General features: G+C 60.3%; 22 protein-coding genes. 13 read left to right on the top strand and 9 right to left on the bottom strand.

Annotated elements, in window-relative coordinates; all coding sequences use genetic code 11:
* Nucleotides 1–40: 40 nt before the first annotated feature.
* The 4 genes from I9018_RS23495 to flgA all read right to left on the bottom strand — a co-directional run bounded on the left by I9018_RS23495 (nucleotide 41) and on the right by flgA (nucleotide 2,632).
* Complete coding sequence (locus tag I9018_RS23495) at nucleotides 41–787, bottom strand: flagellar brake protein (RefSeq protein ID WP_241107626.1); 747 nt, start codon at nucleotides 785–787, stop codon at nucleotides 41–43.
* 96 nt (nucleotides 788–883) lie between these two features.
* Nucleotides 884–1,351: a flagellar protein FlgN gene (locus I9018_RS23490; RefSeq protein WP_068584614.1), complete on the bottom strand. Its 468-nt coding sequence runs from the start codon at nucleotides 1,349–1,351 to the stop codon at nucleotides 884–886.
* Nucleotides 1,352–1,399: 48 nt separating this feature from the next.
* A complete protein-coding gene (gene flgM / locus I9018_RS23485) occupies nucleotides 1,400–1,717 on the bottom strand; it encodes a flagellar biosynthesis anti-sigma factor FlgM (RefSeq protein WP_068584611.1) in 318 nt (105 codons plus the stop codon).
* Nucleotides 1,718–1,870: 153 nt separating this feature from the next.
* Nucleotides 1,871–2,632, bottom strand: coding sequence for a flagellar basal body P-ring formation chaperone FlgA (flgA, locus tag I9018_RS23480; RefSeq protein WP_068584609.1), 762 nt, complete (start codon nucleotides 2,630–2,632; stop codon nucleotides 1,871–1,873).
* A gap of 75 nt (nucleotides 2,633–2,707) precedes the next feature.
* Here flgA and I9018_RS23475 point away from each other — a divergent pair, with 75 nt between their 5' ends.
* The 6 genes from I9018_RS23475 to flgE all read left to right on the top strand — a co-directional run bounded on the left by I9018_RS23475 (nucleotide 2,708) and on the right by flgE (nucleotide 7,727).
* A complete protein-coding gene (locus I9018_RS23475; protein WP_124347022.1) occupies nucleotides 2,708–3,640 on the top strand; it encodes a chemotaxis protein CheV in 933 nt (310 codons plus the stop codon).
* Between the two features lie 43 nt (nucleotides 3,641–3,683).
* Nucleotides 3,684–4,511 (top strand): protein-glutamate O-methyltransferase CheR, encoded by an 828-nt coding sequence (cheR, locus tag I9018_RS23470; protein ID WP_068578588.1) that lies wholly within the window; start codon nucleotides 3,684–3,686, stop codon nucleotides 4,509–4,511.
* A gap of 254 nt (nucleotides 4,512–4,765) precedes the next feature.
* Nucleotides 4,766–5,173 carry a flagellar basal body rod protein FlgB gene (gene flgB / locus I9018_RS23465; protein WP_241107625.1) on the top strand — a complete coding sequence of 136 codons (408 nt, stop codon included), beginning with the start codon at nucleotides 4,766–4,768 and terminating at the stop codon, nucleotides 5,171–5,173.
* A gap of 3 nt (nucleotides 5,174–5,176) precedes the next feature.
* Nucleotides 5,177–5,620, top strand: coding sequence for a flagellar basal body rod protein FlgC (gene flgC / locus I9018_RS23460; protein WP_068595674.1), 444 nt, complete (start codon nucleotides 5,177–5,179; stop codon nucleotides 5,618–5,620).
* 15 nt (nucleotides 5,621–5,635) lie between these two features.
* On the top strand, nucleotides 5,636–6,364 hold the full coding sequence (gene flgD / locus I9018_RS23455; protein ID WP_124347023.1) for a flagellar hook assembly protein FlgD: 729 nt from the start codon (nucleotides 5,636–5,638) through the stop codon (nucleotides 6,362–6,364).
* Nucleotides 6,365–6,392: 28 nt separating this feature from the next.
* On the top strand, nucleotides 6,393–7,727 hold the full coding sequence (gene flgE, locus I9018_RS23450) for a flagellar hook protein FlgE (protein WP_241107624.1): 1,335 nt from the start codon (nucleotides 6,393–6,395) through the stop codon (nucleotides 7,725–7,727).
* 232 nt (nucleotides 7,728–7,959) lie between these two features.
* On the opposite strand, the gene I9018_RS23445 is transcribed toward flgE, so the two are convergent.
* Complete coding sequence (locus I9018_RS23445) at nucleotides 7,960–10,851, bottom strand: ribonucleoside-diphosphate reductase subunit alpha (protein WP_068587566.1); 2,892 nt, start codon at nucleotides 10,849–10,851, stop codon at nucleotides 7,960–7,962.
* Nucleotides 10,852–11,611: 760 nt separating this feature from the next.
* On the opposite strand from I9018_RS23445, the gene I9018_RS23440 reads away from it, so the two are divergent.
* Together I9018_RS23440 and I9018_RS23435 are read left to right on the top strand one after the other, a co-directional pair.
* Entirely contained in the window at nucleotides 11,612–12,334 is a 723-nt protein-coding gene (locus I9018_RS23440; protein WP_068587564.1) for a response regulator, read from the top strand.
* On the top strand, nucleotides 12,331–13,941 hold the full coding sequence (locus tag I9018_RS23435) for an ATP-binding protein (protein WP_241107623.1): 1,611 nt from the start codon (nucleotides 12,331–12,333) through the stop codon (nucleotides 13,939–13,941). The genes I9018_RS23440 and I9018_RS23435 overlap by 4 nt, the downstream gene beginning before the upstream one ends.
* 9 nt (nucleotides 13,942–13,950) lie before the next feature.
* Here I9018_RS23435 and I9018_RS23430 read toward each other — a convergent pair whose 3' ends face one another.
* Complete coding sequence (locus I9018_RS23430; protein ID WP_068587560.1) at nucleotides 13,951–14,676, bottom strand: 4'-phosphopantetheinyl transferase superfamily protein; 726 nt, start codon at nucleotides 14,674–14,676, stop codon at nucleotides 13,951–13,953.
* 462 nt (nucleotides 14,677–15,138) lie between these two features.
* On the opposite strand from I9018_RS23430, the gene I9018_RS23425 reads away from it, so the two are divergent.
* Both I9018_RS23425 and I9018_RS23420 read left to right on the top strand, forming a co-directional pair.
* Entirely contained in the window at nucleotides 15,139–15,816 is a 678-nt protein-coding gene (locus I9018_RS23425) for a response regulator (RefSeq protein WP_068587581.1), read from the top strand.
* Nucleotides 15,813–17,159 (top strand): ATP-binding protein, encoded by a 1,347-nt coding sequence (locus tag I9018_RS23420; protein ID WP_068587558.1) that lies wholly within the window; start codon nucleotides 15,813–15,815, stop codon nucleotides 17,157–17,159. Before I9018_RS23425 ends, I9018_RS23420 begins: the two co-directional genes overlap by 4 nt.
* Before the next feature lie 9 nt (nucleotides 17,160–17,168).
* On the opposite strand, the gene I9018_RS23415 is transcribed toward I9018_RS23420, so the two are convergent.
* On the bottom strand, nucleotides 17,169–18,167 hold the full coding sequence (locus I9018_RS23415; RefSeq protein ID WP_068587556.1) for an AraC family transcriptional regulator: 999 nt from the start codon (nucleotides 18,165–18,167) through the stop codon (nucleotides 17,169–17,171).
* 335 nt (nucleotides 18,168–18,502) lie between these two features.
* Between I9018_RS23415 and I9018_RS23410 the strand changes: the two genes are divergently transcribed.
* Together I9018_RS23410 and I9018_RS23405 are read left to right on the top strand one after the other, a co-directional pair.
* Nucleotides 18,503–19,834 (top strand): dicarboxylate/amino acid:cation symporter, encoded by a 1,332-nt coding sequence (locus I9018_RS23410; RefSeq protein WP_068587554.1) that lies wholly within the window; start codon nucleotides 18,503–18,505, stop codon nucleotides 19,832–19,834.
* A 146-nt stretch (nucleotides 19,835–19,980) separates the two neighbouring features.
* The gene (locus I9018_RS23405; RefSeq protein ID WP_241107622.1) at nucleotides 19,981–21,162 is read left to right on the top strand and encodes a CaiB/BaiF CoA-transferase family protein; all 1,182 of its coding nucleotides are present in this window, start codon (nucleotides 19,981–19,983) and stop codon (nucleotides 21,160–21,162) included.
* Nucleotides 21,163–21,176: 14 nt separating this feature from the next.
* Here the strand turns inward: I9018_RS23405 and I9018_RS23400 are convergent, their stop codons facing one another.
* On the bottom strand, nucleotides 21,177–21,671 hold the full coding sequence (locus I9018_RS23400) for a SprT family zinc-dependent metalloprotease (RefSeq protein ID WP_068587550.1): 495 nt from the start codon (nucleotides 21,669–21,671) through the stop codon (nucleotides 21,177–21,179).
* A gap of 165 nt (nucleotides 21,672–21,836) precedes the next feature.
* The gene (locus I9018_RS23395; protein WP_068587548.1) at nucleotides 21,837–22,439 is read right to left on the bottom strand and encodes a Yip1 family protein; all 603 of its coding nucleotides are present in this window, start codon (nucleotides 22,437–22,439) and stop codon (nucleotides 21,837–21,839) included.
* Nucleotides 22,440–22,731: 292 nt separating this feature from the next.
* On the opposite strand from I9018_RS23395, the gene ttcA reads away from it, so the two are divergent.
* A complete protein-coding gene (gene ttcA / locus I9018_RS23390; RefSeq protein ID WP_068587546.1) occupies nucleotides 22,732–23,556 on the top strand; it encodes a tRNA 2-thiocytidine(32) synthetase TtcA in 825 nt (274 codons plus the stop codon).
* Nucleotides 23,557–23,558 lie beyond the last annotated feature (2 nt).

Raw genomic sequence — 23,558 nt, 5'->3', positions numbered from 1 at the left:
GCCTGGCGACGACAGCCCGTTGTTCATAAGGCTTCGATGACTAGAGGTCGTCTTTGTCGAAGCGGCGTGCTTCACGCTGCAACTGGTAGACGAAGCGCTCTACCTGGCGCTGTACCAGGCCGCTCATGTTGTGGAAGCGTACACCGGCGAAGGTGGTGTCGATCCTTTCTTCATAGTGCAGGTAGCGCAGTTCCACGGGGGCGGTCATGCTGCCAAAGGGCAGGGCGGCGATGAAGCGCTCGTAGACCTGGCCCAGTTGCAGGCGTGCAGAAATCTCACCATCAAAGCGCAGCTTGCAGCCTGTGGCGGAGATATCCAGCAGTTTGCCGGTGAGTGGCGACTTGAGCTTGTCGCCGCCGAGTTCGATATCTACCAGTTGTGCCAGCTTCAGGGCTGCGCGGAAGGCATTGCGGCGCTGGTGGTAGACCACTTCGTCCGGCAGGGTGGTGCGATAGCAGCGGCCACCGTTGGATTCATCTAGGGTCGGTACGCCATTGCTTTCCCAGGCGATGCGGACGCCTTCATGGAACCCTTCAACGCGAAACGGTTCGCCAGCCAGCATGAAACGCTCGCCATCGCGGGGGATCATTTCATCGAGCGCGATCATGTTGTCGTCACGATCCACTTCCACCATATAGCTTTGAAAGCGCTGGCTGCGCTCGTGGAAGGTAATGATCAGAGGGTCATGGCTCTCTTGTAGCAACCGCAGGTTGGAGGAAATCTCCAGTGCAGTGGTAAGCACCTTGGGCGGTTGCGGAGCATCTTCCGCGTTTGAGGCATTGAACACGGTTCATCAATCTCCAGACAGAATACGACTACACGCAATTGCTGGCATTCTGCCAGCATGTTTTGCGGCTTGGTAGCGCGCGCTCATTTTTGCGGCCTAAGCCTGACTGAGTGGGCGGGGCTTCGCAAGCATCGAGGTGGAGCCGCGGGCGTCATAGAGTGCTGGAGGTTCGCCGCCGTTGAGGATTTTCAGCTGGTTGGCGGTGGTGGCCTGCTGGATCTGGATCGAGCGGCCATTGAGCTCGTTGGTAGCCTGGCAGTCCGTGAGGAGTTGGGTCAGCAGGTCGCTTTGTTCCAGCAGCTGTTCGCCCAGGCTGGAATGGCTGGCTACCTGTTCGAGGCCTTCGCGATTGGCTGGCAGGCCGAGGCTGTCCAGAAGCAATGTGCGCTTGCGGCCATGCTGCTCCAGCAAGACGATCAACGCCTGCTTTTGCGCCAGAATGTCTTCCAGCAGTGGCATATCGCGGCCATGCAGGGCTAGGGATTCGGCTCTGAGCAACTCCAGCAGTTGTTGAGCTGGAGCAAGGTCGTCGTTGATCAGTTGCAGTAGATTGGTATCGTGCATGGCTGGCCTTGGGGATTAAGCGTCCAAAAGCCTGGCGCAAGCCTGTGGCTAGCGCAGGGCTTCGAAGTTGAGCAGTTTGCTGGCTATACGGTTGCTGTCGACTTTGTAGCTGCCATCGGCAATGGCTTGCTTCAACTCTGCCACTCGGGCTTTGTCGGCAACAGGCTGATCGCGCAGCTTGTCTGTGATTCGTTGCAACTGTTGGGCCTCATTGCTGAGGTGGACCGATTCCCCGCTTTTGCTGGTCTCGGCCGAAGTCGTCAGCGGCGCGGATTTACCGGCATCGCCGGTTTCCTTGCTGGCGCTGGTACGCGTACTGCCTGTCAGTGAAGGGGAACTGTTCAAACGGCTGAAGTCGATGACCATGATGAAGAAAACCTCTGGGTATTTGGACGCTTGCCATGTTCTCGGCCATATCGTGAAAAACTTTAGGCTCAATTGTCGGCAAGCCAACGCAGTTATCGGCAACCCAAGTTCGTGACCACAGTTTAGGGAACGAGCAGGGCGAGCGCCAGTTATCTACATCGCCACTTCTACCTGGCCTGGCGCTATGACACGGGCCTTGATCACTCGCTGCGAGTTCAGGTTCTTCACCCTGATTTGCTCACTCAGCCCTCCATTGGACAACGCTTCCCCTGGCATTCTTACATTCAAGCTGCCGCTGCGTGCCGATATCACTACCTGATCACCCTTGCGTACCACCTCGGCCTGCTCCAGGTGGGCAAGGCTGATGACTTGATCTGCGACCATTGGTCGGACAAGTTTCTGTCCAATGGCCTGGTCAAGCGAGGTCAGGTAGCTCTGGCCGCCCTGGCTGATATCTCGTTCGCGCAGCGCGACATCCTCTGGCTCGATGATGGCTGTGCGTTTGAGAGGGCGAACGCTGGTGACCACTTCACGAAACAGCTTGACCTGTGCCGGGACGAATACCGTCCAAGGCGACCCCCCGTCGCAGCGGACCTTGACGGTTACCCGACCCAGCGGTTGTGCCGGGCTTTCCAGGGTGGCTGTCAATTCCTTGTCGCAGGCAGGCATGCGCATCCGGGGATCCAGCTGATTGACTTGGATTTCGTAGCGTCCTTCCGTTTGACTGGTAGCCAGGTAGTCTTCTACCGTGAATTCAAGAAACCCTTGAGTCACGCCGATAAGCAAATCAGGCAGGGTGACCGAATCAGCAACGGCAGGGCCGCCAGGGTTTAAAATGCACAACATGGCAAGGCCGCAGAGTAATTGGCGGCTTTGCGATGTCAGGCGTCGAAAAAATGTCGTTTTGGCGTTCATAACAGTTAAAAAGCAAGCGCCGTGCCGTTTAGCAATGAGCGTGCGTCGGATCTTAAAGCTTTGGGGAGTCTGGGCATGGCTGGTGTAATGGATTCGGTAAACCAGCGCACGCAACTGGTTGGGCAGAATCGCCTGGAGCTGCTGCTGTTCCGTCTGGACGGCGAGCAGCTCTATGGGATCAACGTATTCAAGGTTCGCGAGGTGCTGCAGTGCCCCAAGTTGACCCTGATGCCCAAATCCAGTCCTGTGGTGTGCGGTGTCGCGAATATTCGAGGGGCGACCATTCCGATCCTGGATCTGGCAATGGCTACGGGTTCTGGTGGCTTACAGGACCAGAGCAACCCGTTCGTCATCATCACTGAGTACAACACCAAGACCCAGGGGTTCCTGGTGCGCTCGGTAGAACGCATCGTCAACATGAACTGGGAAGAAATCCATCCGCCGCCCAAGGGCACCGGACGCGATCATTACCTGACGGCGGTGACCCGGGTGGATAACCAGCTGGTCGAAATCATCGACGTGGAGAAGGTCCTGGCGGAAGTCGCGCCTACCTCCGAGGCGATCTCGGTCGGCGTGGTGGATGTCGAGACCCAGCACAAGGCAATTTCCCTGCGTGTGCTGACCGTTGACGATTCGTCGGTGGCCCGCAAGCAGGTCACTCGTTGCCTGCAGACCGTGGGCGTCGAGGTAGTGGCATTGAACGATGGACGGCAGGCGCTGGATTACCTGCGCAAGCTGGTGGATGAAGGGAAGAAGCCGGAGGAGGAATTCCTCATGATGATTTCCGACATCGAGATGCCTGAAATGGACGGTTACACCCTCACGGCCGAGATACGTAATGATCCACGCATGCAAAAGCTGCATATCATCCTGCATACTTCGTTGTCAGGGGTGTTCAATCAGGCGATGGTGAAGAAGGTCGGTGCCGATGACTTCCTTGCCAAGTTCCGTCCTGATGACCTGGCATCCCGGGTTGTTGACCGGATCAAAGCAGCAGACCACAGCTGAGGGCAACAGCCCTTGGTGGACATAGATTTAAGAGGCGGCAGCATTGTCTACGGGTAATTTGGATTTTGAACAGTTCCGGGTCTTCCTGGAAAAAGCCTGTGGTATTTTGCTCGGGGAAAACAAGCAATATCTGGTCTCGAGCCGTCTCAACAAATTGATGGAGCAGCAAGGTATAAAAACCTTGGGTGAGCTGGTCCAGCGTATCCAGACCCAGCCTCGTGGCGGCTTGCGCGAGATGGTCGTGGATGCCATGACGACCAACGAAACCTTGTGGTTTCGCGACACCTATCCGTTCGAGGTGTTGAAGAACAAGGTGCTCCCCGAGGCGATTAGGGCCAACCCCAACCAGCGCTTGCGGATTTGGTCCGCAGCCTGTTCTTCGGGGCAGGAACCCTATTCGCTATCGATGTCCATCGATGAGTTCGAGCGCAGCAACATGGGCCAGTTGAAGATGGGGGTGCAGATCGTTGCTACCGATCTGTCGGGAACCATGCTCAACAATTGCAAGACCGGCGAGTACGACAGCCTGGCGATCGGGCGTGGCCTTTCGGCCGATCGCCTGCAGCGTTATTTTGACCCCAAGGGACCGGGGCGCTGGGTGGTCAAGGCACCGATCAAGAGCCGCGTGGAGTTCCGTTCGTTCAACCTGCTGGACAGCTATGCCAGTCTTGGCAAGTTCGACATCGTGTTTTGCCGCAACGTATTGATCTACTTCTCGGCCGAGGTCAAGAAGGACATCCTGATGCGCATTCACAGCACATTGAAGCCGGGCGGCTACCTGTTCCTGGGGGCATCGGAAGCCCTCAATGGCTTGCCGGACCATTACCAGATGGTGCAGTGCAATCCGGGGATCATCTACCAGGCGAAGTGACCTGCGACCGCTGTAATGAAAAAGGAGGCTTTCGAGCCTCCTTTTTTGTGCCTGCCGTTTGTTGCCGGGAGAGCGGGAGGAGGCTGGGTGATTGCCGCTTTGCCGGCGCTTCGCGGAAATTCGTTGCCGCTTTTCTGGCATTTGCCGCTTTGTCACTACCGGGAAAGCCCCGGAAAATGGGGGTTTATTGGCTTGGCACGCAGTTTGCTAAGTTCAGGGTAACGAAAAATCAGGTCTCCCAAAGGTTTCCCGACATGAGCATCAGCTTCGATAAAGCGCTCGGTATCCACGAACAGGCTCTTGGCTTTCGCGCCAGGCGCGCCGAGGTGCTGGCCAACAACATTGCCAACGCCGATACCCCTAACTACAAGGCTCGGGACCTGGACTTCTCAGCTGTGCTCGCCGATCAGGTCGACAAGACCAAGAGCGGCAGCTTTGCCTTGAACCTGACCAATAACCGACACATCGAAGCCCAGGGGCTGAGCCAGGGCGACGAGTCGTTGCAATATCGCACGCCGATGCAGCCCTCGATCGACCAGAACACTGTGGATGCCCAGCTCGAGCAGTCGAACTATGCGCAGAACTCGGTGGACTTCCAGGCCAGCTTCACGCTGCTCAACAGCAAATTCAAAGGGCTGGTTGCAGCCCTGCGCGGAGAGTAATCCATGTCCCTTGCCAGTGTTTTCAATATTGCCGGTAGTGGCATGAGCGCCCAGACCACTCGTCTGAACACCGTTGCCAGTAACATCGCCAACGCCGAGAGCGTGTCGTCGAGCATCGACCAGACCTATCGCGCTCGTCACCCGGTGTTCGCCACCATGTTCCAGAACGCCCAGGGCGGTGATAGTGGCTCGCTGTTCCAGAACCAGGATGCCGCCGGCCAAGGGGTACAGGTGCTGGGCGTGGTGGAGGACCAAAGCAATCTCGAGGCCCGTTACGAGCCCAATCATCCGGCTGCCGATGCCAAGGGGTATGTCTATTACCCCAACGTCAACGTGGTGGAAGAAATGGCCGACATGATTTCTGCCAGTCGCTCCTTCCAGACCAACGCTGAAATGATGAATACCGCCAAAACCATGATGCAGAAGGTCCTGACCCTCGGTCAGTGATAAGGGGCGAATTCGATGAGCGTTACTGATACCACTACCGCCCCATCCCTCAAGGATGTGTTGGCCAATTCGTCGAAGAAAACCGCGAATACCAGTGCCGATGGCATTGCCGCGGCGACCAACAGCGCCACAGGCAAGAAGGCCCTGGGCAAGGATGCGTTCCTCAAGTTGCTGGTGACCCAGCTGAAGAACCAGAATCCATTGGACCCGCAGGACAACAGCGCGTTCGTTGCCCAGTTGGCGCAGTTCTCGACCCTGGAGGGGATTACCACCCTCAATGATTCGGTGAACTCCATCACGGGCAACTACAAGTCCTCCCAGGCCTTGCAGGCCTCTTCCCTGGTGGGGCGTTCGGTGATCGTCCAGAGCGGTACCACCCAGGTCGACACCAGCAAGAGCATGACGGGTTCGGTGACTATCCCGGCCAGCGTCAGTTCGGTGACCATGACCATCACCGACAAGGACGGCAACATCGTCAAGACCATCGACATGGGCAGCCAGAAGGCTGGCAACGCCAGTTTTGTCTGGGATGGCACCAAGACCGACGGGACCAAGGCCGCGCCGGGCAACTACAGCTTCAAGGCCAGCACGACTATCGATGGCAAGGGCACAGCCTTGGTCACCTACCTGCCGGCCACGGTCAACAGCGTCACCATCAGCCAGACCGGTGGTGAGTTGATGTTGAACCTGGCAGGCATGAGCAGCCCGGTCGGGCTGTCCAAAGTTCAAACTATTGGTATCTAGAGCCGACTAGCGGCAAAAGGAGTGGAAAATGTCTTTCAATGTCGGCCTTAGCGGCCTCTACGCTGCCAGCAAACAACTGGATGTGACTGGCAACAACATTGCCAACGTGGCGACCACCGGCTTCAAGTCGTCCCGGACAGAGTTCGCCGACGTGTATTCGGCCACCAAACTGGGCAGCGGTACCCAGGTGGTGGGCAACGGCGTACGCCTGGCCAACGTTTCCCAGCAGTTCACCAACGGTGATATCAACAACACTGGCAACGTGCTCGACATGGGCATCCAGGGTCAGGGCTTCTTCGTTCTGAGCACCAACGGTTCGCTATCCTATACCCGTGCCGGTACCTTCAAGACCGACAAGGAAGGCTACATCACCAACAGTGATGGCACTGCCCGCCTGCAGGGCTATGGCGTGGATGCCAACGGCAAGATCATCAATGGCGTGCTGACCGACCTGCGGATCGATACCTCGAACCTGCCGCCAAAGCCAACCGACGCGATCTCCTCGACCATCAACCTGAACTCCAGCGCCGATGTCATCAATACGGCGGCTGCGACCTACAAGTTCGACCCTACTGACAACACCACCTATACCAAGCAGTTCAGTACCCCGATCTATGATACCCAGGGCAACAAGCACATCATGGACCAGTACATGATCAAGACCGGCCCTAACCAGTGGCAGACCTATACCCTGGTCGATGGTGTCAACCCGAATGGGAGCGCCTACAACAACCCGATGCAGTCGCCGATCACCATCAACTTCGACTCATCGGGCAAGCTGGCTTCCATCACGCCCCCGGCTGCACCTGGCGTAAGCCCATTCACTGTGAGTGGTAACAAAATTGTCATGTCGGCTACAGCCTGGACACCAGGCACTGTGACCAACGGCGTTTTCACCCCTAACGGCGCCAAGCCGGCCCCGGCCGGGGTCAGCATCGACATGACCAAGACCGGTTCGGTGCTCGGTGACAACAACCGTACGGTGATCGCGCAGAATGGCTATTCCACTGGCCAGATCACCAACCTGACGATCGATGGCACCGGCGTCCTGCTCGCCAACTTCAGCAACGAGCAGACCAAGGCGATCGGCCAGATCTCCCTGGCCAGCTTCACCAACGAGCAGGGTCTGCAGCCGGTAGGCGGCACCCAATGGAAAGAAACCTACTCCTCGGGTATTCCAGGTTATGACGCCCCCAAGACTGGTACCTTGGGTTCAATCCAGTCCAACGCCCTGGAAGAGTCCAACGTCAACCTGACCAACGAGCTGGTGAACCTGATCAAGGCCCAGAGCAACTATCAGGCGAACGCCAAGACCATCTCTACCCAGAGCACCATCATGCAGACCACCATCCAGATGACCTGATGCGGGTTCGCTGACGCGCTGGACAAGAAGCCCCTCCCCGAGGGGCTTTTTCATGCCCGCGTTTTGGTATTCGTCCCTGCTCTTTGGGGAGCGGTAAGGCATGCAGTGGGCTGGGTCGCCAGCAGGTCGCTGCAAGCAAGGAGTGCTGGGGGCAGGCAAAAGAAAACCCCCGATACACCGGTGGCATATCGGGGGTTGGTGCAGGTGCCCGTGGGGCACCTGTCGGTTCAGCTTATTGGCAAGCTTCGCAATCCGGCTCGTCGATGGCGCAAGCCTTCGGCACTGGAGCAGGACCGGCTGGGGCTGCCAGGATCGAGCTGTCGCCATGGTCACCGCCGCTGGATACAGCATTCAGCTTGCCGGTGTTGATGGTGGACTTCTCGGTGCTGGTGGCGGCCAGGGCGCGGAGGTAGTAGGTGGTTTTCAGGCCACGGTACCAAGCCATGCGGTAGGTCACGTCCAGCTTCTTGCCCGAAGCGCCGGCGATGTACAGGTTCAGCGACTGAGCCTGGTCGATCCACTTCTGGCGGCGGGAGGCGGCATCGACGATCCACTTGGTCTCGACTTCGAATGCGGTGGCGTACAGGTCCTTCAGCTCTTGCGGGATACGCTCGATCTGCTGCACGGAACCGTCGTAGTACTTCAGGTCGTTGATCATGACCGAGTCCCACAGGCCGCGAGCCTTGAGGTCGCGCACCAGGTATGGGTTGATCACGGTGAACTCGCCCGACAGGTTCGACTTCACGTACAGGTTCTGGTAGGTCGGCTCGATCGACTGCGATACGCCGGTGATGTTGGCGATGGTCGCGGTCGGCGCAATGGCCATGATGTTCGAGTTACGGATGCCTTTCTTGACGCGCTCGCGAATCGGCGCCCAATCCAGGGACTCTTCCAGGTTGACGTCGATGTACTTGGCGCCACGGGCCTCGATCAGGATCTGCTGGCTGTCCAGTGGCAGGATGCCCTGGGACCACAGGGAGCCCTCGAAGGTCTGGTAGGAACCGCGCTCGTCGGCCAGGTCGCAGGAAGCCTGGATCGCGTAGTAGCTGACCGCTTCCATGGACTTGTCGGCGAACTCCACCGCGGCATCCGAACCGTACGGGATGTGCTGCAGGTACAGCGAATCCTGGAAGCCCATGATGCCCAGGCCTACTGGACGGTGCTTGAAGTTCGAGTTCTGTGCTTGCGGAACCGAGTAGTAGTTGATGTCGATCACGTTGTCGAGCATGCGCACGGCAGTCTTGACGGTGCGTGCCAGCTTGGCGGTATCGAGCTTGCCGTCGACGATGTGGTTCGGCAGGTTGATCGAGCCCAGGTTGCAGACGGCGATCTCGTCCTTGTTGGTGTTCAGGGTGATCTCGGTGCACAGGTTCGAGCTGTGGACCACGCCCACGTGCTGCTGCGGCGAGCGCAGGTTGCATGGGTCCTTGAAGGTCAGCCATGGGTGGCCGGTCTCGAACAGCATCGACAGCATCTTGCGCCACAGGTCTTTGGCCTGGATGGTCTTGAATACCTTGATCTTGTTGTACTCGGTCAGGGCTTCGTAGTACTCGTAGCGCTCTTCGAAGGCCTTGCCGGTCAGGTCGTGCAGGTCGGGTACTTCGTTTGGCGAGAACAGGGTCCACTTGCCGTCATCGAAGACGCGCTTCATGAACAGGTCCGGGATCCAGTTGGCGGTGTTCATGTCGTGGGTACGGCGACGGTCGTCACCGGTGTTCTTGCGCAGCTCGAGGAATTCCTCGATGTCCAGGTGCCAGGTTTCCAGGTAGGCGCAGACCGCGCCCTTGCGCTTGCCGCCCTGGTTGACCGCGACGGCGGTGTCGTTGACTACTTTCAGGAACGGCACGACACCTTGGGACTTGCCATTGGTGCCCTTGATGTACGAGCCCAGGGCGCGTACCGGGGTCCAGTCGTTACCCAGGCCGCCAGCGAATTTCGACAGCATGGCGTTGTCGTGGATGGCGCCGTAGATGCCCGACAGGTCGTCCGGAACGGTGGTCAGGTAGCAGCTGGACAGTTGTGGACGCAGGGTGCCGGCGTTGAACAGGGTCGGGGTCGAGGCCATGTAGTCGAAGGACGACAACAGGTTGTAGAACTCGATGGCGCGGTCTTCGCGTTGTTTCTCTTCGATCGCCAGGCCCATGGCCACGCGCATGAAGAAGATCTGTGGCAGTTCGAAACGCACGCCGTCCTTGTGGATGAAGTAGCGGTCGTACAGGGTCTGCAGGCCCAGGTAGGTGAACTGCTGGTCGCGCTCGTGGTTGATCGCCTTGCCGAGTTTCTCCAGGTCGAATTCAGCCAGTACCGGGTTCAGCAGTTCGAACTCGACACCCTTGGCGACGTAGGCCGGCAGGGCCTTGGCGTACAGGTCGGCCATTTCGTGGTGGGTGGCGCTGTCGGCGACGTCCAGGAAGCCCAGGGCCTCGGCGCGCAGGGTATCCATCAGCAGGCGGGCGGTGACGAACGAGTAGTTCGGCTCGCGCTCCACCAGGGTACGGGCGGTCATCACCAGGGCGGTGTTGACGTCCTTGATGGCTACGCCGTCGTAGAGGTTCTTCAGGGTCTCGCGCTGGATCAGCTCGCCGTCGACTTCTTCCAGCCCTTCGCAGGCTTCGCTGACGATGGTGTTCAGGCGGCCCATGTCCAGGGGGGCGAAGCTGCCATCGGCGCGGGAGATGCGGATCGAAGGGTGAGCGTTCACCGGCTCTTCGCTGGTAGAGCGGGTGGCGCGCTCCTTGGCGCGGGAGTCACGGTAGATCACGTAGTCGCGAGCGACTTTCTGCTCGCCGGCACGCATCAGGGCCAGTTCTACCTGGTCCTGGATCTCTTCGATGTGGATGGTGCCGCCCGAAGGCATGCGGCGCTTGAAGGTCGCGGTGACTTGTTCGGTCAGGCGGGCCACGGTGTCGTGGATTCGCGACGAGGCAGCAGCGGTGCCGCCTTCAACTGCGAGGAACGCTTTGGTGATAGCGACGGTGATCTTGTCGTCGGTGTAGGGGACGACAGTGCCGTTACGCTTGATCACGCGCAATTGGCCAGGTGCGGTAGCAGACAGATCCAGGTTGGAATCGGCGGCCTGCGGCGCATTGGCCTGCGGGTTCTCGCGAGTTGTGTCGGTTTGCATGGGTCTCTCCACGTTCTCTATGTTTGTTTGGGCACCCATAAGGTGCCCACCGTTCCGTCCTGAAGCACTATTACCGGCGCGGGCCGGCATAACGACTTCGGGACAGTTCAGGAAGGGCTCTTGGCGCCGCTTCCATGCCGAAGTCATGGATGCCGGGATCTGCTCCGGCATCTTGTTCCTAATGGGTGGCAATCTCTTGTTGCAACACCCGTACCGCCTTCTCCTGAACGAGGTAGAAAACGGTGCCATCCGCGCGTGCGGTGTTGGTCTTCTAAAACAGCGATTGGTTCAACCAAACGGGCGCAAGAAAAGCGCTTGAGTTTCTTGTCTGAATTGTGTTTGGTTTTTTGGGGAAAACCCTAGATGTAGGGTTTTTTTGCCGCCGGGCTACAAGATAATGCGTTTAGGGGGTGGTTGCAACGTAAGGCCTGTGGATAAGTTTGTGCGTAAAGTGTGCATGGTTTGGGTAAAACTCTTGCAGCCCGCAGTTCCACTGCATGGAACCGTTTGTCACTGTTTTTTGCGGGCGAAAATTGCCTGGGGCGGATTTTTGCGGGCGCGAACCCTATCACAAAAAATCTCCCTGACCGAGTCGTTTTCACCGCTTGTATAAGAGGCTTCGCCGGTTGCTACAATCCGTCGCGATCCACTGCCCCAAGCGTGTCTTCCCTCGGGCCGGTTATCGGCTTTTTTCATGACAGAAAGATGTACGCAGTGATGGGGGCAGAATGCTGACAACAAGACAAAGAAGAGGTCGAGCGTGGAGCAGGAAGCCTGGCGGATATTGATTGTCGAGGATGACCAGCGTCTGGCTGAGTTGACCCGGGAGTATCTGGAAAGCAACGCACTACAGGTGGCGATCGAGGGCGATGGTGCCCTGGCTGCCGCGAGGATCATCGCCGAGCAACCGGACCTGGTGATTCTGGACCTGATGCTTCCTGGCGAGGACGGGCTGAGCATCTGTCGCAAGGTGCGTGACCGTTATGACGGACCGATCCTGATGCTCACTGCGCGCACCGACGATATGGACCAGATCATGGGGCTGGACCAGGGGGCCGATGACTATGTGTGCAAGCCGGTGCGACCGCGGCTGTTATTGGCCCGGATCCAGGCGCTGCTGCGCCGTAGCGAGGCTCCGGAAGCGCAGGCCGAGAAGACTCGCCGCCTGCAATTCGGCCCGCTGGTGGTGGATAACGCCTTGCGCGAAGCCTGGCTCTGCGATACCGGCATCGAGTTGACCAGCGCCGAGTTCGATCTTTTGTGGCTGCTGGTGGCCAATGCCGGGCGGATCCTGTCCCGCGAAGAGATCTTCACGGCCTTGCGTGGTATCGGTTATGACGGCCAGGACCGCTCCATCGATGTGCGGATCTCGCGCATCCGGCCGAAGATCGGTGATGACCCGGAGCATCCGCGGTTGATCAAGACCATCCGCAGCAAGGGGTACCTGTTCGTTCCCGAGGCCGCTGCCGACATGCCCCTGTGAACTCGATCTTCCTGCGCATCTATGGCGGTATGTGCGCCGCGCTGATTCTGGTGGCATTGCTCGGCGTGCTGGCCTTGCACCTGCTCAATCAGGTGCGCAGCGAGCAGTACCGCGAGCGACTGGCGCATGGCACCTTTTCGCTGATGGCCGACAACCTGCAACCCATGAGCGAGATCGAGCGGCGGCGGGCGCTGGCCGTGTGGGAACGGTTGCTGGGCATCCCTCTGAGCCTGAAGACTTTCAGCCAGACCGATCTGGATGGTAGCCAGCGGGGTCGAGTGCTGCGCGGCCAGGCGCTGGTCGAGCAGACGGGGCCGTTCGCTGCCCGGGTCTATCGACTGGTCAGCGAGAAGGAGCAGTTGCTGCTCAGTGCCGAGGTGCAGCAGATCAGCGAGCAACTGGCCCGGGCGACCATCTACCTGCTGGCCGATGAACTGGTGCGTTATCCGGTGGCAGAGCAGCCCGAGCGCCTGGCGGCCCTGAAGCAAGCCAAGGGCTTTGGTTTCGATATGCACTTGGCTGCCCTGGATGTCGCCGATATGGATGACGACCAGCGCCGCCGGGTGGCTGAAGGCGATACGGTGATGGCGCTGGGCAAGGGAGGGGATTCGATCCGGGTGTTCGCCGGGCTGGCGGGCACTCCCTGGGTGCTGGAAATCGGCCCGCTGTACCAGATGAACCCTTATCCGGTGCAGTGGCTGGTATCGATTGCCGTGCTGGGCCTGAGCTTGATCGGGCTGATTGTTTATTTACTGGTGCGCCAGCTGGAGCGTCGCGTCAATGGCCTGGAGGCGGCGGCTACGCGGATCGCCAAAGGCAGCCTGGAGGTTCGGGTGCCAGCCAGGGGCGCTGACTCGGTGGGACGCCTGGCGGCGGCATTCAACGGCATGGCTGAGCACTTGCAACGATTGCTGGCGATCCAGCGCGAGCTGGTCCGGGCGGTTTCCCATGAGTTGCGGACCCCGGTGGCGCGCCTGCGCTTCGGCCTGGAGATGATCGCCTCGGCAGGTAACGACAAAGCGCGGCAGAAATACCTGGATGGCATGGATAACGACATCCAGGACCTCGACCGCCTGGTGGACGAGATGCTTACCTACGCTCGACTGGAGCAAGGCTCGCCCGCCTTGAATTTCCAGCGCATCGACCTGCATGCACTGATCAACCAGGTGATCAGCGAGTTGGCGCCGTTGCGCGCCAATCTCAAGGTCCAGTGTGGCCTGTGCCTGTCTGCTGCCGATTGCGACGGTACCTGGGTCGAAGCCGAGCCACGCTACCTGCATCGGGCGTTGCAGAACCTGGTGGGCAACGCCATGCGCCATGCCGAATCCCAGGTGACCGTCAGCTATCAGGTTGGGCAATTGCGTTGCCGTATAGATGTGGAGGATGACGGCCCGGGGGTACCGGAAAGTGCCTGGGAAAAGATCTTCACGCCCTTCCTGCGCCTGGATGACAGTCGGACCCGAGCCTCTGGCGGTCATGGGCTGGGGCTGTCGATCGTGCGGCGCATCATCTATTGGCATGGTGGCCGGGCCCTGATCGGCCGGAGCAAGAGCCTGGGTGGGGCCTGCTTCAGCCTGGCCTGGCCGCGCCAGCAGGAGCCCCGTTAATGGAAGGGGTCAGGCCTTGATGGCGATCAGGCTGAGCAATTGCTCGTCCTCGACGGTAAATTGCCCCTCCAGCTCGCGGCCGTGATGCCATTCCTCGGACAGGTCCGTCAGCAGGCGCATGCGTACCTGGCCATCAGGGCTCCAGTCCAGTACTTCGGCATGTTCGAAATAGAAGTTCTTTTGCACCAGCGGATAAAGCGTCTTGTACAGGCTTTCCTTGATCGAGAACGTCAAGGTCACGGCCAGGGCCTGCAGTTCGTCCGGCAGTTGTTCACGTCGCTGCAGCTCGGCGGGCGTCAGGATCTGTTCCGCCAGCTTGCTGGCACGCTCGGCGCTGAGCAGGGTTTCCAGGTCCATTCCCAGTGCCCGCCAATGGCGCTTGTCGGCGACGATGGCGGCGGCGCGCCCGGTGCTATGGGTGATCGAGCCGCTGATATGGGGCGGCCATACCGGTGCCCGATCGGCACCGATAGCGGGAGTCCAGTCCAACTGCTGGAGCTGCCACAAGGCCGCTCGAGCGCATAGGCGTCCGGCGAGGAATTCAGCTTGGCGCTTGGCCACCGAGCGCTGGATGCTCGGCGGTGCTTGGATGCCGCTGCGCTGGAAATCGCCCGCCAGCAGTTGGCCGGGATCGAACCGGGTGCTCAGCCAGAGGGTATCGGGCAAAGGAGTCGGCAAGGGCCAGGAGGCGTCCAGTGAGGTACAGCAGGCGGGAAGAGGAGGAAGTTCAGTCATGGTCGCTAGTGTGCCGCGTTGCAAACTCGCAGGATAGCCATGCAAGGCTCGAAGGCCTGCCAGGCGGTATTCAGGAGGGGTTAAGGAAATGTTCAGTAGGAGTTCAGGGCAGGCCGTTTACTCTAGCCTGATAATCAAGATGCCGAGTCGTGCATAGGAAACCCTTTAATGAGCTCGTTGAAAAAACCGACCCTGGTCTTTACTGTTTTCAGTTCCTGCGCCACTGTCCAGGTCGCTCGTGGCAACCTCCTCGCTAATGACCTGCCTGACGGTCACGCTGTGTTCCTGTCAGTGCCTGGCAGCGTTCGGGCCTATCTGTCGGCCAATCGCGCATTCTGATCAGCGAACGGGTCCTTGAACCGCGCCGGGCCATACCCTGTGGGTATGGCCCGGCGTTGGTGCGTTAATCATCGGGGCGCAGGAGCGCCCCTGCAGATGTCGAATACTGCCTGGGAGAGCATTATGAAATTGCTGGTCGTCGAGGATGAGGCGCTGTTGCGCCATCACTTGCAAACCCGCCTGACCGACAGCGGGCATGTCGTCGAGTCCGTGGCGAATGCCGAGGAAGCGCTGTATCAGAGCGAACAGTTCAATCACGACCTGGCGGTGATCGACCTGGGCCTTCCGGGCATGGGCGGGCTGGACCTGATCCGGCAACTGCGTGCCCGTGGCAAGAGCTTTCCGATCCTGATCCTCACGGCTCGGGGCAATTGGCAGGACAAGGTCGAAGGCCTGGCCAGCGGTGCCGATGACTATGTGGTCAAGCCTTTCCAGTTCGAGGAGTTGGAAGCCCGGCTCAATGCGTTGCTGCGCCGCTCTAGCGGATTCACCCAGGCCACCATCATTGCCGGGCCCTTGCTGCTGGACCTGAATCGCAAGCAGGCTTCCCTTGATGAGCAACCTTTGGCGTTGACCGCCTACGAGTACCGGATTCTCGAATACCTGATGCGCCATCATCAGCAGGTGGTGGCCAAGGATCGGCTGATGGAACAGTTGTACCCGGATGATGACGAGCGTGATCCGAACGTCATCGAGGTGCTGGTAGGGCGGTTGCGGCGCAAGCTGGAGGCCCCGTCAGGCTTCAAGCCGATCGATACGGTGCGTGGTCTGGGCTACTTGTTCAACGAGCGTTGCCGATGATTCGATCGCTACGGCTGCGGTTGATGCTGGCCGCTACCATCCTGGCGGTACTGTTCATGCTGGCGTTGCTGCCGGCGATGCAGGGGGCCTTCAGCCTGGCGTTGCAGGACTCCATCGAGCAGCGCCTGGCGTCCGATGTCACGACCCTGATCTCGGCGGCACGCATCCAGGACAACCGCCTGCAAATGCCGGCGCAGCTGCCTGATGAGCGCTTCAACCTCGCCGACAGCCGGCTGCTGGGCTACATCTACGACCGTGAGGGGCACCTGGTGTGGCGTTCACGGGCGACCCAGGAAGAGAACATCAACTACCGACCGCGCTATGACGGACGTGGCAACGAATTCGCCAGGATTCGCGAGGCCAATGGGCAGGAGTTCTTCGTCTACGACGTCGAGATCAAGTTGTTGGGGGGCAAGAGCGCTGCCTTCAGCATCGTTGCCTTGCAACCGGTGCGCGAGTATCAGCAGACCCTGGAAGGGGTGCGGGAGAACCTCTACCTGGGGTTTGGCGCGGCGCTGCTGGTGCTGCTGGCATTGCTCTGGCTGGGCCTGACCTGGGGCCTGCAGGCCCTGCGGCGCTTGAGCCAGGAGCTGGACCAGATCGAGAGCGGCACCCGCCAGAGCCTGAGCGAAGAACATCCACGAGAGCTCTTGCGCCTGACCGGTTCGTTGAACCGCCTGCTGCAGAGCGAGCGTGAGCAGCGCAGGCGCTACCGCGACTCCCTGGACGACCTGGCCCATAGCTTGAAAACCCCGCTGGCGGTCTTGCAAGGGGTCAGCGAGGACATGGCGCTGCGCCCCCAGGATCGTGAGCAGGCCTGGGTCCTGCAAGGGCAGATCGAGCGCATGAGCCAGCAGATCAGCTATCAGCTGCAACGTGCCAGTCTGCGCAAGAGTGGCCTGGTACGCCACCAGGTTCGCTTGCGTCCGGTCCTGCAAAGCCTGTGCGATACCCTGGACAAGGTCTATCGCGACAAGCGGGTGAAAGTCTCGTTCGACCTGCCTGAGCGCTGCTATCTGCCGATCGAGCACGGTGCCTTGCTGGAGCTTCTGGGCAACCTGCTGGAGAACGCCTACCGCTTGTGCCTGGGTTCGGTGCGCGTCAGTGTGCGCGAGAGCCTGGACGGTTCCGAGCTGTGCGTGGAGGACGATGGGCCAGGGGTGCCGGCGGATCAGCGGGCACGGATACTCCAGCGTGGCGAGCGCCTGGACCGCCAGCATCCGGGGCAGGGCATCGGCCTGGCGGTGGTCAAGGACATTATCGAGAGCTACGGCGCGCGCCTGGCCCTGGGCGACTCAGCCTTGGGTGGCGCAGCCTTTCGCATCCATTTCCCCGAGCTGTAGCCGATCGGGTCACTGGCTCCGGGCGCGATAGGCACCTGGAGTCAGGCCGGTCCACTTCTTGAAGGCCCGGTGGAAGGCCGAAGGCTCGGAAAACCCCAGTTGCTCGGCAATCTGCTGCAAGGACAGGTCGGCACGCCCCAGGTGGTAGATGGCGATGTCGCGCCGCAGCTCGTCCTTCAATTCCTGGAAGCTCAAGCCTTCTTCACGCAAATGCCGACGCAGGGTCTGGGGGCTGACATGCATGTGCTGGGCGACGCTTTCCAGGTCGGGCCAGTGTTCGCGGTCGCGGGCCAGCAGGCGGCGCAGTTGGCTGCTGAGGCTGTCGCCCTCATCGGGTCGTGATAGCAGGTCGGCAGGAGAGCGTTCGAGAAAGTGCTTGAGGGTGCGTTCATCCTGCAACAGCGGCATGTCCAGGTAGCGGCTGTGGAATAGCAGGCTGCTGCACGGCTGGTCGAATTGCAGCGGGCAAGGGAATAGTAGGTCGTATTCCGCACCGTGCTCGGGGCGTGGATAGCTGAAACCGGCCTGTTCCAGGCGGACCCGCTGGCCGATCAGCCAACTGCCCAAGCGATGCCAGATCACCAGCAGGCATTCGCTGAGAAAGTGTTCCGGGTCCCATAGCCCGGAGTCGTCCAGGCTCAACCTGGCCATATCGCCTTCACGGGTCAGGCTCAGGCGCGGGGCCTGTGGGAATAAGCTATAAAATAATAATCCGCGATTGAGTGCCTTCTCCAAGGTACGGCAGTGGATCAGCGCATGGCACATCATGGCAAAGGTCCCAGGCTTGCTGGGGCCATCAGCGAATCCGAGGTACTCGTCCTCCAGCTCCAACCACAGTCGTTGCAGCAATTGGGCGAATTGCTCGGGAGCGATCCGGGCCTTGGGCTGGCTCAGCAGTTCGGGGCTGATCCCCAGCTGTTGCAGCAGCGGTAGATAGTCGTAGCCGCGGCGGTGTGCCCCGCCGAGGGCGGCGCGGGCAAAGTGGCTGGCGATAGTGCGTTCGCGCATGCGGGCTGGTCCGTCCGTTGAATGGTGGATCTTAGCGAGCGCTTCGACGAGGGAACAAGGCGGATATCCGCCAAATTGTAGGACGAGAACCGGTGGGTGGGCGGAAATCCGCCAGCTCAGCCGTAGCTCACTGGATGCAAAGTTTGGCTCTAACCCATTGTTTTAAAAGGCCTCATTGGTTTTTTGGCAAGGTGGCACGAGCCTTGCGATAGAGCCTGCAGATCTGCCTGTGCGCAGCTCGACACAACAAATCCCTCCAGCGCAGGAGGGTTCGCACTTTAGGCACCGCATGCCGTGATGGAAGCAGCATGCCGGGGCTCTTGAGGAACTTTGCAATGACGACTCGTCAGCCACTGTACAAATCCCTGTATTTCCAGGTGATCGTTGCCATCGCCATCGGCATCCTGCTCGGTCACTTCTATCCCCAGACCGGCGTGGCCCTCAAGCCCCTGGGCGATGGCTTCATCAAACTGATCAAGATGGTCATCGCCCCGATCATTTTCTGCACCGTGGTCAGCGGTATCGCCGGTATGCAGAACATGAAATCGGTGGGCAAGACCGGTGGCTATGCGCTGCTGTACTTCGAGATCGTCTCCACTATCGCCTTGCTGATCGGCCTGGTGGTGGTCAACGTCGTGCAGCCGGGTGCCGGCATGCATATCGACGCTGCAACCCTGGATGCCTCGAAAGTCGCTGCCTACGTGACTGCCGGTAACGAGCAGAGCGTGGTCGCCTTCATCCTCAATGTGATTCCGGCGACCATCGTCGGTGCCTTCGCCAACGGCGATATCCTGCAAGTGCTGATGTTCTCGGTGATCTTCGGTTTCGCCCTGCATCGCCTGGGCGCCTACGGCAAGCCGATCCTGGACTTCATCGACCGCTTCGCCCACGTGATGTTCAACATCATCAACATGATCATGAAGCTGGCTCCCCTGGGTGCGCTGGGCGCCATGGCCTTCACCATCGGTGCCTACGGCGTGGGTTCGCTGGTGCAATTGGGCCAGCTGATGCTCTGCTTCTACATCACCTGCGTCCTGTTCGTGCTGGTGGTCCTGGGCGCCATCTGCCGCGCCCATGGTTTTAGCGTGGTCAAGCTGATCCGCTACATCCGTGAGGAACTGCTGATCGTACTGGGCACCTCCTCCTCGGAGTCGGCGCTGCCACGCATGCTGATCAAGATGGAACGCCTGGGCGCCAAGAAGTCGGTGGTCGGCCTGGTGATCCCTACCGGTTACTCGTTCAACCTGGACGGTACCTCGATCTACCTGACCATGGCTGCGGTGTTCATCGCCCAGGCCACTGACACCCACATGGACATCACTCACCAGATCACCTTGCTGCTGGTGTTGCTGCTGTCCTCCAAGGGCGCTGCTGGTGTGACGGGCAGTGGCTTCATCGTCCTGGCGGCCACGCTGTCGGCCGTGGGCCACCTGCCGGTTGCCGGCCTGGCGCTGATCCTGGGGATCGACCGCTTCATGTCCGAAGCCCGTGCCCTGACCAACCTGGTGGGCAATGCCGTGGCCACCGTGGTAGTCGCCAAGTGGGTCAAGGAGCTGGACGAAGACAAGCTGCAGGCCGAGCTGGCTTCCGGTGGCCGGGCCATTACCGACACCCGTGAAACCGATGACCTGGGCGTGGCCGAAGGTCCTGCGCCGAGCATCAAGTAAGCTCGATGAGCATGAAAAACCCGCTGCGGCGGGTTTTTTATTGCCTGGGCCTTGAGCGCAACGGTCATTGCAACTGACCGTTGCGGTGATTGTTGGGAGCTGGGAGCCTGCCTACTCTGAGGTCAGTCAATCAAGAGGAGAGGCACATGCAAGGGCCGTTGGCGTCACTCAAGGTACTGGATTTCTCCACCCTGCTACCGGGGCCGTTCGCTTCGCTGCTGCTGGCGGACATGGGCGCCGATGTACTGCGCATCGAGTCCTTGAGCCGCATGGACTTGCTGCGGGTCCTGCCGCCTCATGACCAGGGCGTATCGGCCAGCCACGCCTATCTCAATCGCAACAAGCGCAGCCTGGCCCTGGACCTGAAGCAGCCCGAAGCCCTGGAGGTGGTGCGGCAACTGGTGCAGGACTACGACATCGTCCTCGAACAGTTCCGCCCGGGGGTGATGGAGCGCCTGGGCCTGGGCTACGAGGCCCTGAAGGCGATCAATCCACGGCTGATCTATGTGTCCATCACCGGTTACGGTCAGACCGGGCCATACAAGGACCGCGCCGGACACGACATCAACTACCTGGCCCTGGCCGGCCTGGCCAGCCAGACCGGACGTAGGGACCAGGGGCCACTGCCCCTGGGGATCCAGGCGGCGGATATCGCCGGTGGCTCCCTGCATGGGGTGATCGGTTTGTTGGCAGCGGTGGTCGCCCGCCAGCACAGCGGCCAGGGCCAGCATCTGGATGTGAGCATGACCGATTGTGCGTTCAGCCTGAACGCCATGTCCGGTGCTGGCTACCTGGCTTGTGGGGTAGAACCTGGGATGGAGCAGCAGGTGCTCAACGGCGGCAGTTTCTATGACTATTACCGTACCCGCGACGGGCGCTGGTTTTCGGTAGGCAGCCTGGAGCCAGTATTCATGCAGCAGCTGTGTCAGGCACTGGGGCGTCCGGAGTTGGCGGCCCAGGGCCTGTCACCCGTGCCGGACCAGCAGCAGGCCCTCAAGCAGGCCCTGCAGATCGAGTTCGAGAAGCATGACTTCGCCGAGCTTTGCCAGTTGTTCTCGGGCGTCGATGCCTGTGTCGAGCCCGTGCTGAGCCTGGCTGAGGCCGTGGAGCACCCGCAGTTGCAGGCTCGCCAGTTGGTCAGCCAGGTGCCTCGGGAAGACGGCACCGTGCAGGCGCAGATGGCTTGTCCGCTGAAGTTTTCCGCAGGCTTGCCCGAGCCGCGGCATATAGGGGCCAGGTTGGGAGCTCACTCGACCGAGGTCCTGAGCGAGTTGGGCTATGAGGCCGAGCGGATCGAAGCGCTACGGCGTAATCGGGTCATCGCCTAGGTGCAGGCGCGCGCTCACTCGATCCGGGTTTCACCGCTGTAGACCAGGATCTGCCGGCAACGCCGGCACAGGTAGCGGCGGCCCTGGGCCACGAGTTTGTGGCGCTGGGCGGAGAACGGGAAATCGCTCTGGGCACAGGGGCAGCGGTAGATATAGCGGGTCACGCTGCGCCGCTGCACCTCGTAGGTATGGCAGCGATTGGGTGGCAGCTCATACACCCCGCGCATGATCAGTTGCCACTCCTCGCCATGGGGCTGGATGCGGTCGCCGAACAGTTGATGGGCAATCAGGTGTGCCACCTCGTGGGCCACGGTCTGCTTGAGGAAGTCTTCGGCGTTTTCCCGATACAGCTGTGGATTGAAGCGCAGCAGGTTCTCGTGCAAATGCGCGACTCCGGCTTTCTGGCCGCGCAACTTGAGGCTGACCACCGGGCGTTTGAAGGAACGTTTGAAAAAGGATTCAGCGAGTAGGAAACAGTCTTCGACGCGGGTATTGAGTTGCTCGGGCATGCTTGGCGGTTCTCCAGAGCGGCTGAGTATGCCGCAAAGAGCGTGGAATCCGAATCGCCCAGGCGCTGAATGGTCATCGAGCTATCGCTGCGCAGAGCCCTGAAATAGGCAGGCCGCCTTGCGGCGGCCTGTGCTGGCAGACAGAGGATTATTATTGGTGCGGCGTCAGTTGGTGTAGACGGGGCCGACGCCCAGGCCCCAGACAATCACGGTGAATGCCATGATCGCCACCAGTACCACCAGTCCCACCGCGAGCACCGAGCTGGAAAACAGGAATCCCTCGTCCGATGGGATGTTCATGAAGGTCGGCAAGCCGACGTAGAGCAGGTACACCGTGTAGCAGATAGCTGCCGTCCCGACGATCATCCCCAGCCACATGTGCGGGTACAGCGCCGCCAGGCCGCCGACGAATAGCGGTGTCGCGGTGTAGGTGGCGAACGCCACGCAGCGTGCCAGGCTCGGGTTGGCGTCATAGGTACGGGCCATCCAGTGGATGAAGGCCCCCATCACGGCCACGCCGCCCAGCATGGCCAGGTACGACATGATGGTCATCCACAGGGCGCTTTCAGCGGTCAACATCACCGGCGCGCGGCTGCCGATGACCCAACCGACCTGGGTGGTGCCGATAAAGGCCGAGACCGCAGGGATCGCCGCCAGAATCAGCGTGTGGGTGAGGTACATGTGGCTGATGCTTTCCTCGGCATCGCCGCGGATGTCTCGCCATTCCTGATCGGGGTGGGTGAAGAGTCCTACGACATGATGAATCATGGTCAGTCACTCCTTTATCGTTGCCATTGCCCCCCAACGGAGCGCTTACAGCCAAGTGGCACAGTCGGTACAGGTCTGTATGTGTGTGCGACCTTATGTCGCAGTATAGGGAGGAGTTTTCATCAAGTGTGTGCAGCTTTAGAGCAAATTGCGCTGTAAATGCCTGGGCTAATTGCCAGAGCCTCTGTTGCCTGGGCGGTAGTGGCCGCTGCTCGGGGGCGCTTTCATGGGGCTGGTGTTTTTGCGTAAAATGCTCGGCTTTTCGTCACACACCTCGCGGATTCCAAGCGCCATGGGCACTCTTACGGTCAACCAGAACAAACTGCAGAAACGCCTTCGCCGACTGGCGGGCGAAGCGGTCGCCGATTTCAACATGATCGAAGAGGGCGACAAGGTCATGGTCTGCCTGTCCGGCGGCAAGGACAGCTACACCATGCTCGATGTGCTGATGCACCTGCAGAAGGTGGCGCCGATCAAGTTCGAGATCGTCGCGGTGAACATGGACCAGAAGCAGCCGGGCTTCCCTGAGCACGTACTGCCGGCCTACCTCAAGGAACTGGGGATCGAGTACCACATCGTCGAGAAAGACACTTACTCGGTGGTCAAGGAGCTGGTGCCCGAAGGCAAGACCACCTGCTCGCTGTGCTCGCGCTTGCGCCGTGGCACCTTGTACACCTTCGCCGACGAGATCGGCGCCACCAAGATGGCCCTCGGGCACCACCGTGACGACATCGTCGAGACGTTCTTCCTCAATATGTTCTACAACGGCTCGCTCAAGGCCATGCCGCCCAAGCTGCTGGCCGACGACGGGCGCAACGTGGTGATCCGCCCGCTGGCCTACTGCAACGAGAAGGACATCCAGGCCTATTCCGATCTCAAGCAATTCCCGATCATTCCCTGCAACCTCTGCGGCTCCCAGGAGAACCTGCAGCGCCAGGTGGTCAAGGAAATGCTTCAGGAGTGGGAGCGCAAGAGCCCGGGACGTACCGAGAACATCTTCCGTGGCTTGCAGAACGTCATCCCGTCGCAACTGGCGGACCGCAACCTGTTCGACTTCACCAGCCTGCGTATCGATGACACAGCCACGCCGCGCTTCGTCAACCTGGTGAACCTCTAAGG

This window comes from Pseudomonas sp. MPFS, assembly GCF_022537035.1.
Taxonomy (GTDB): Bacteria; Pseudomonadota; Gammaproteobacteria; order Pseudomonadales; family Pseudomonadaceae; genus Aquipseudomonas; species Aquipseudomonas sessilinigenes.
This window is presented reverse-complemented; position numbering and strand designations above follow the sequence as displayed.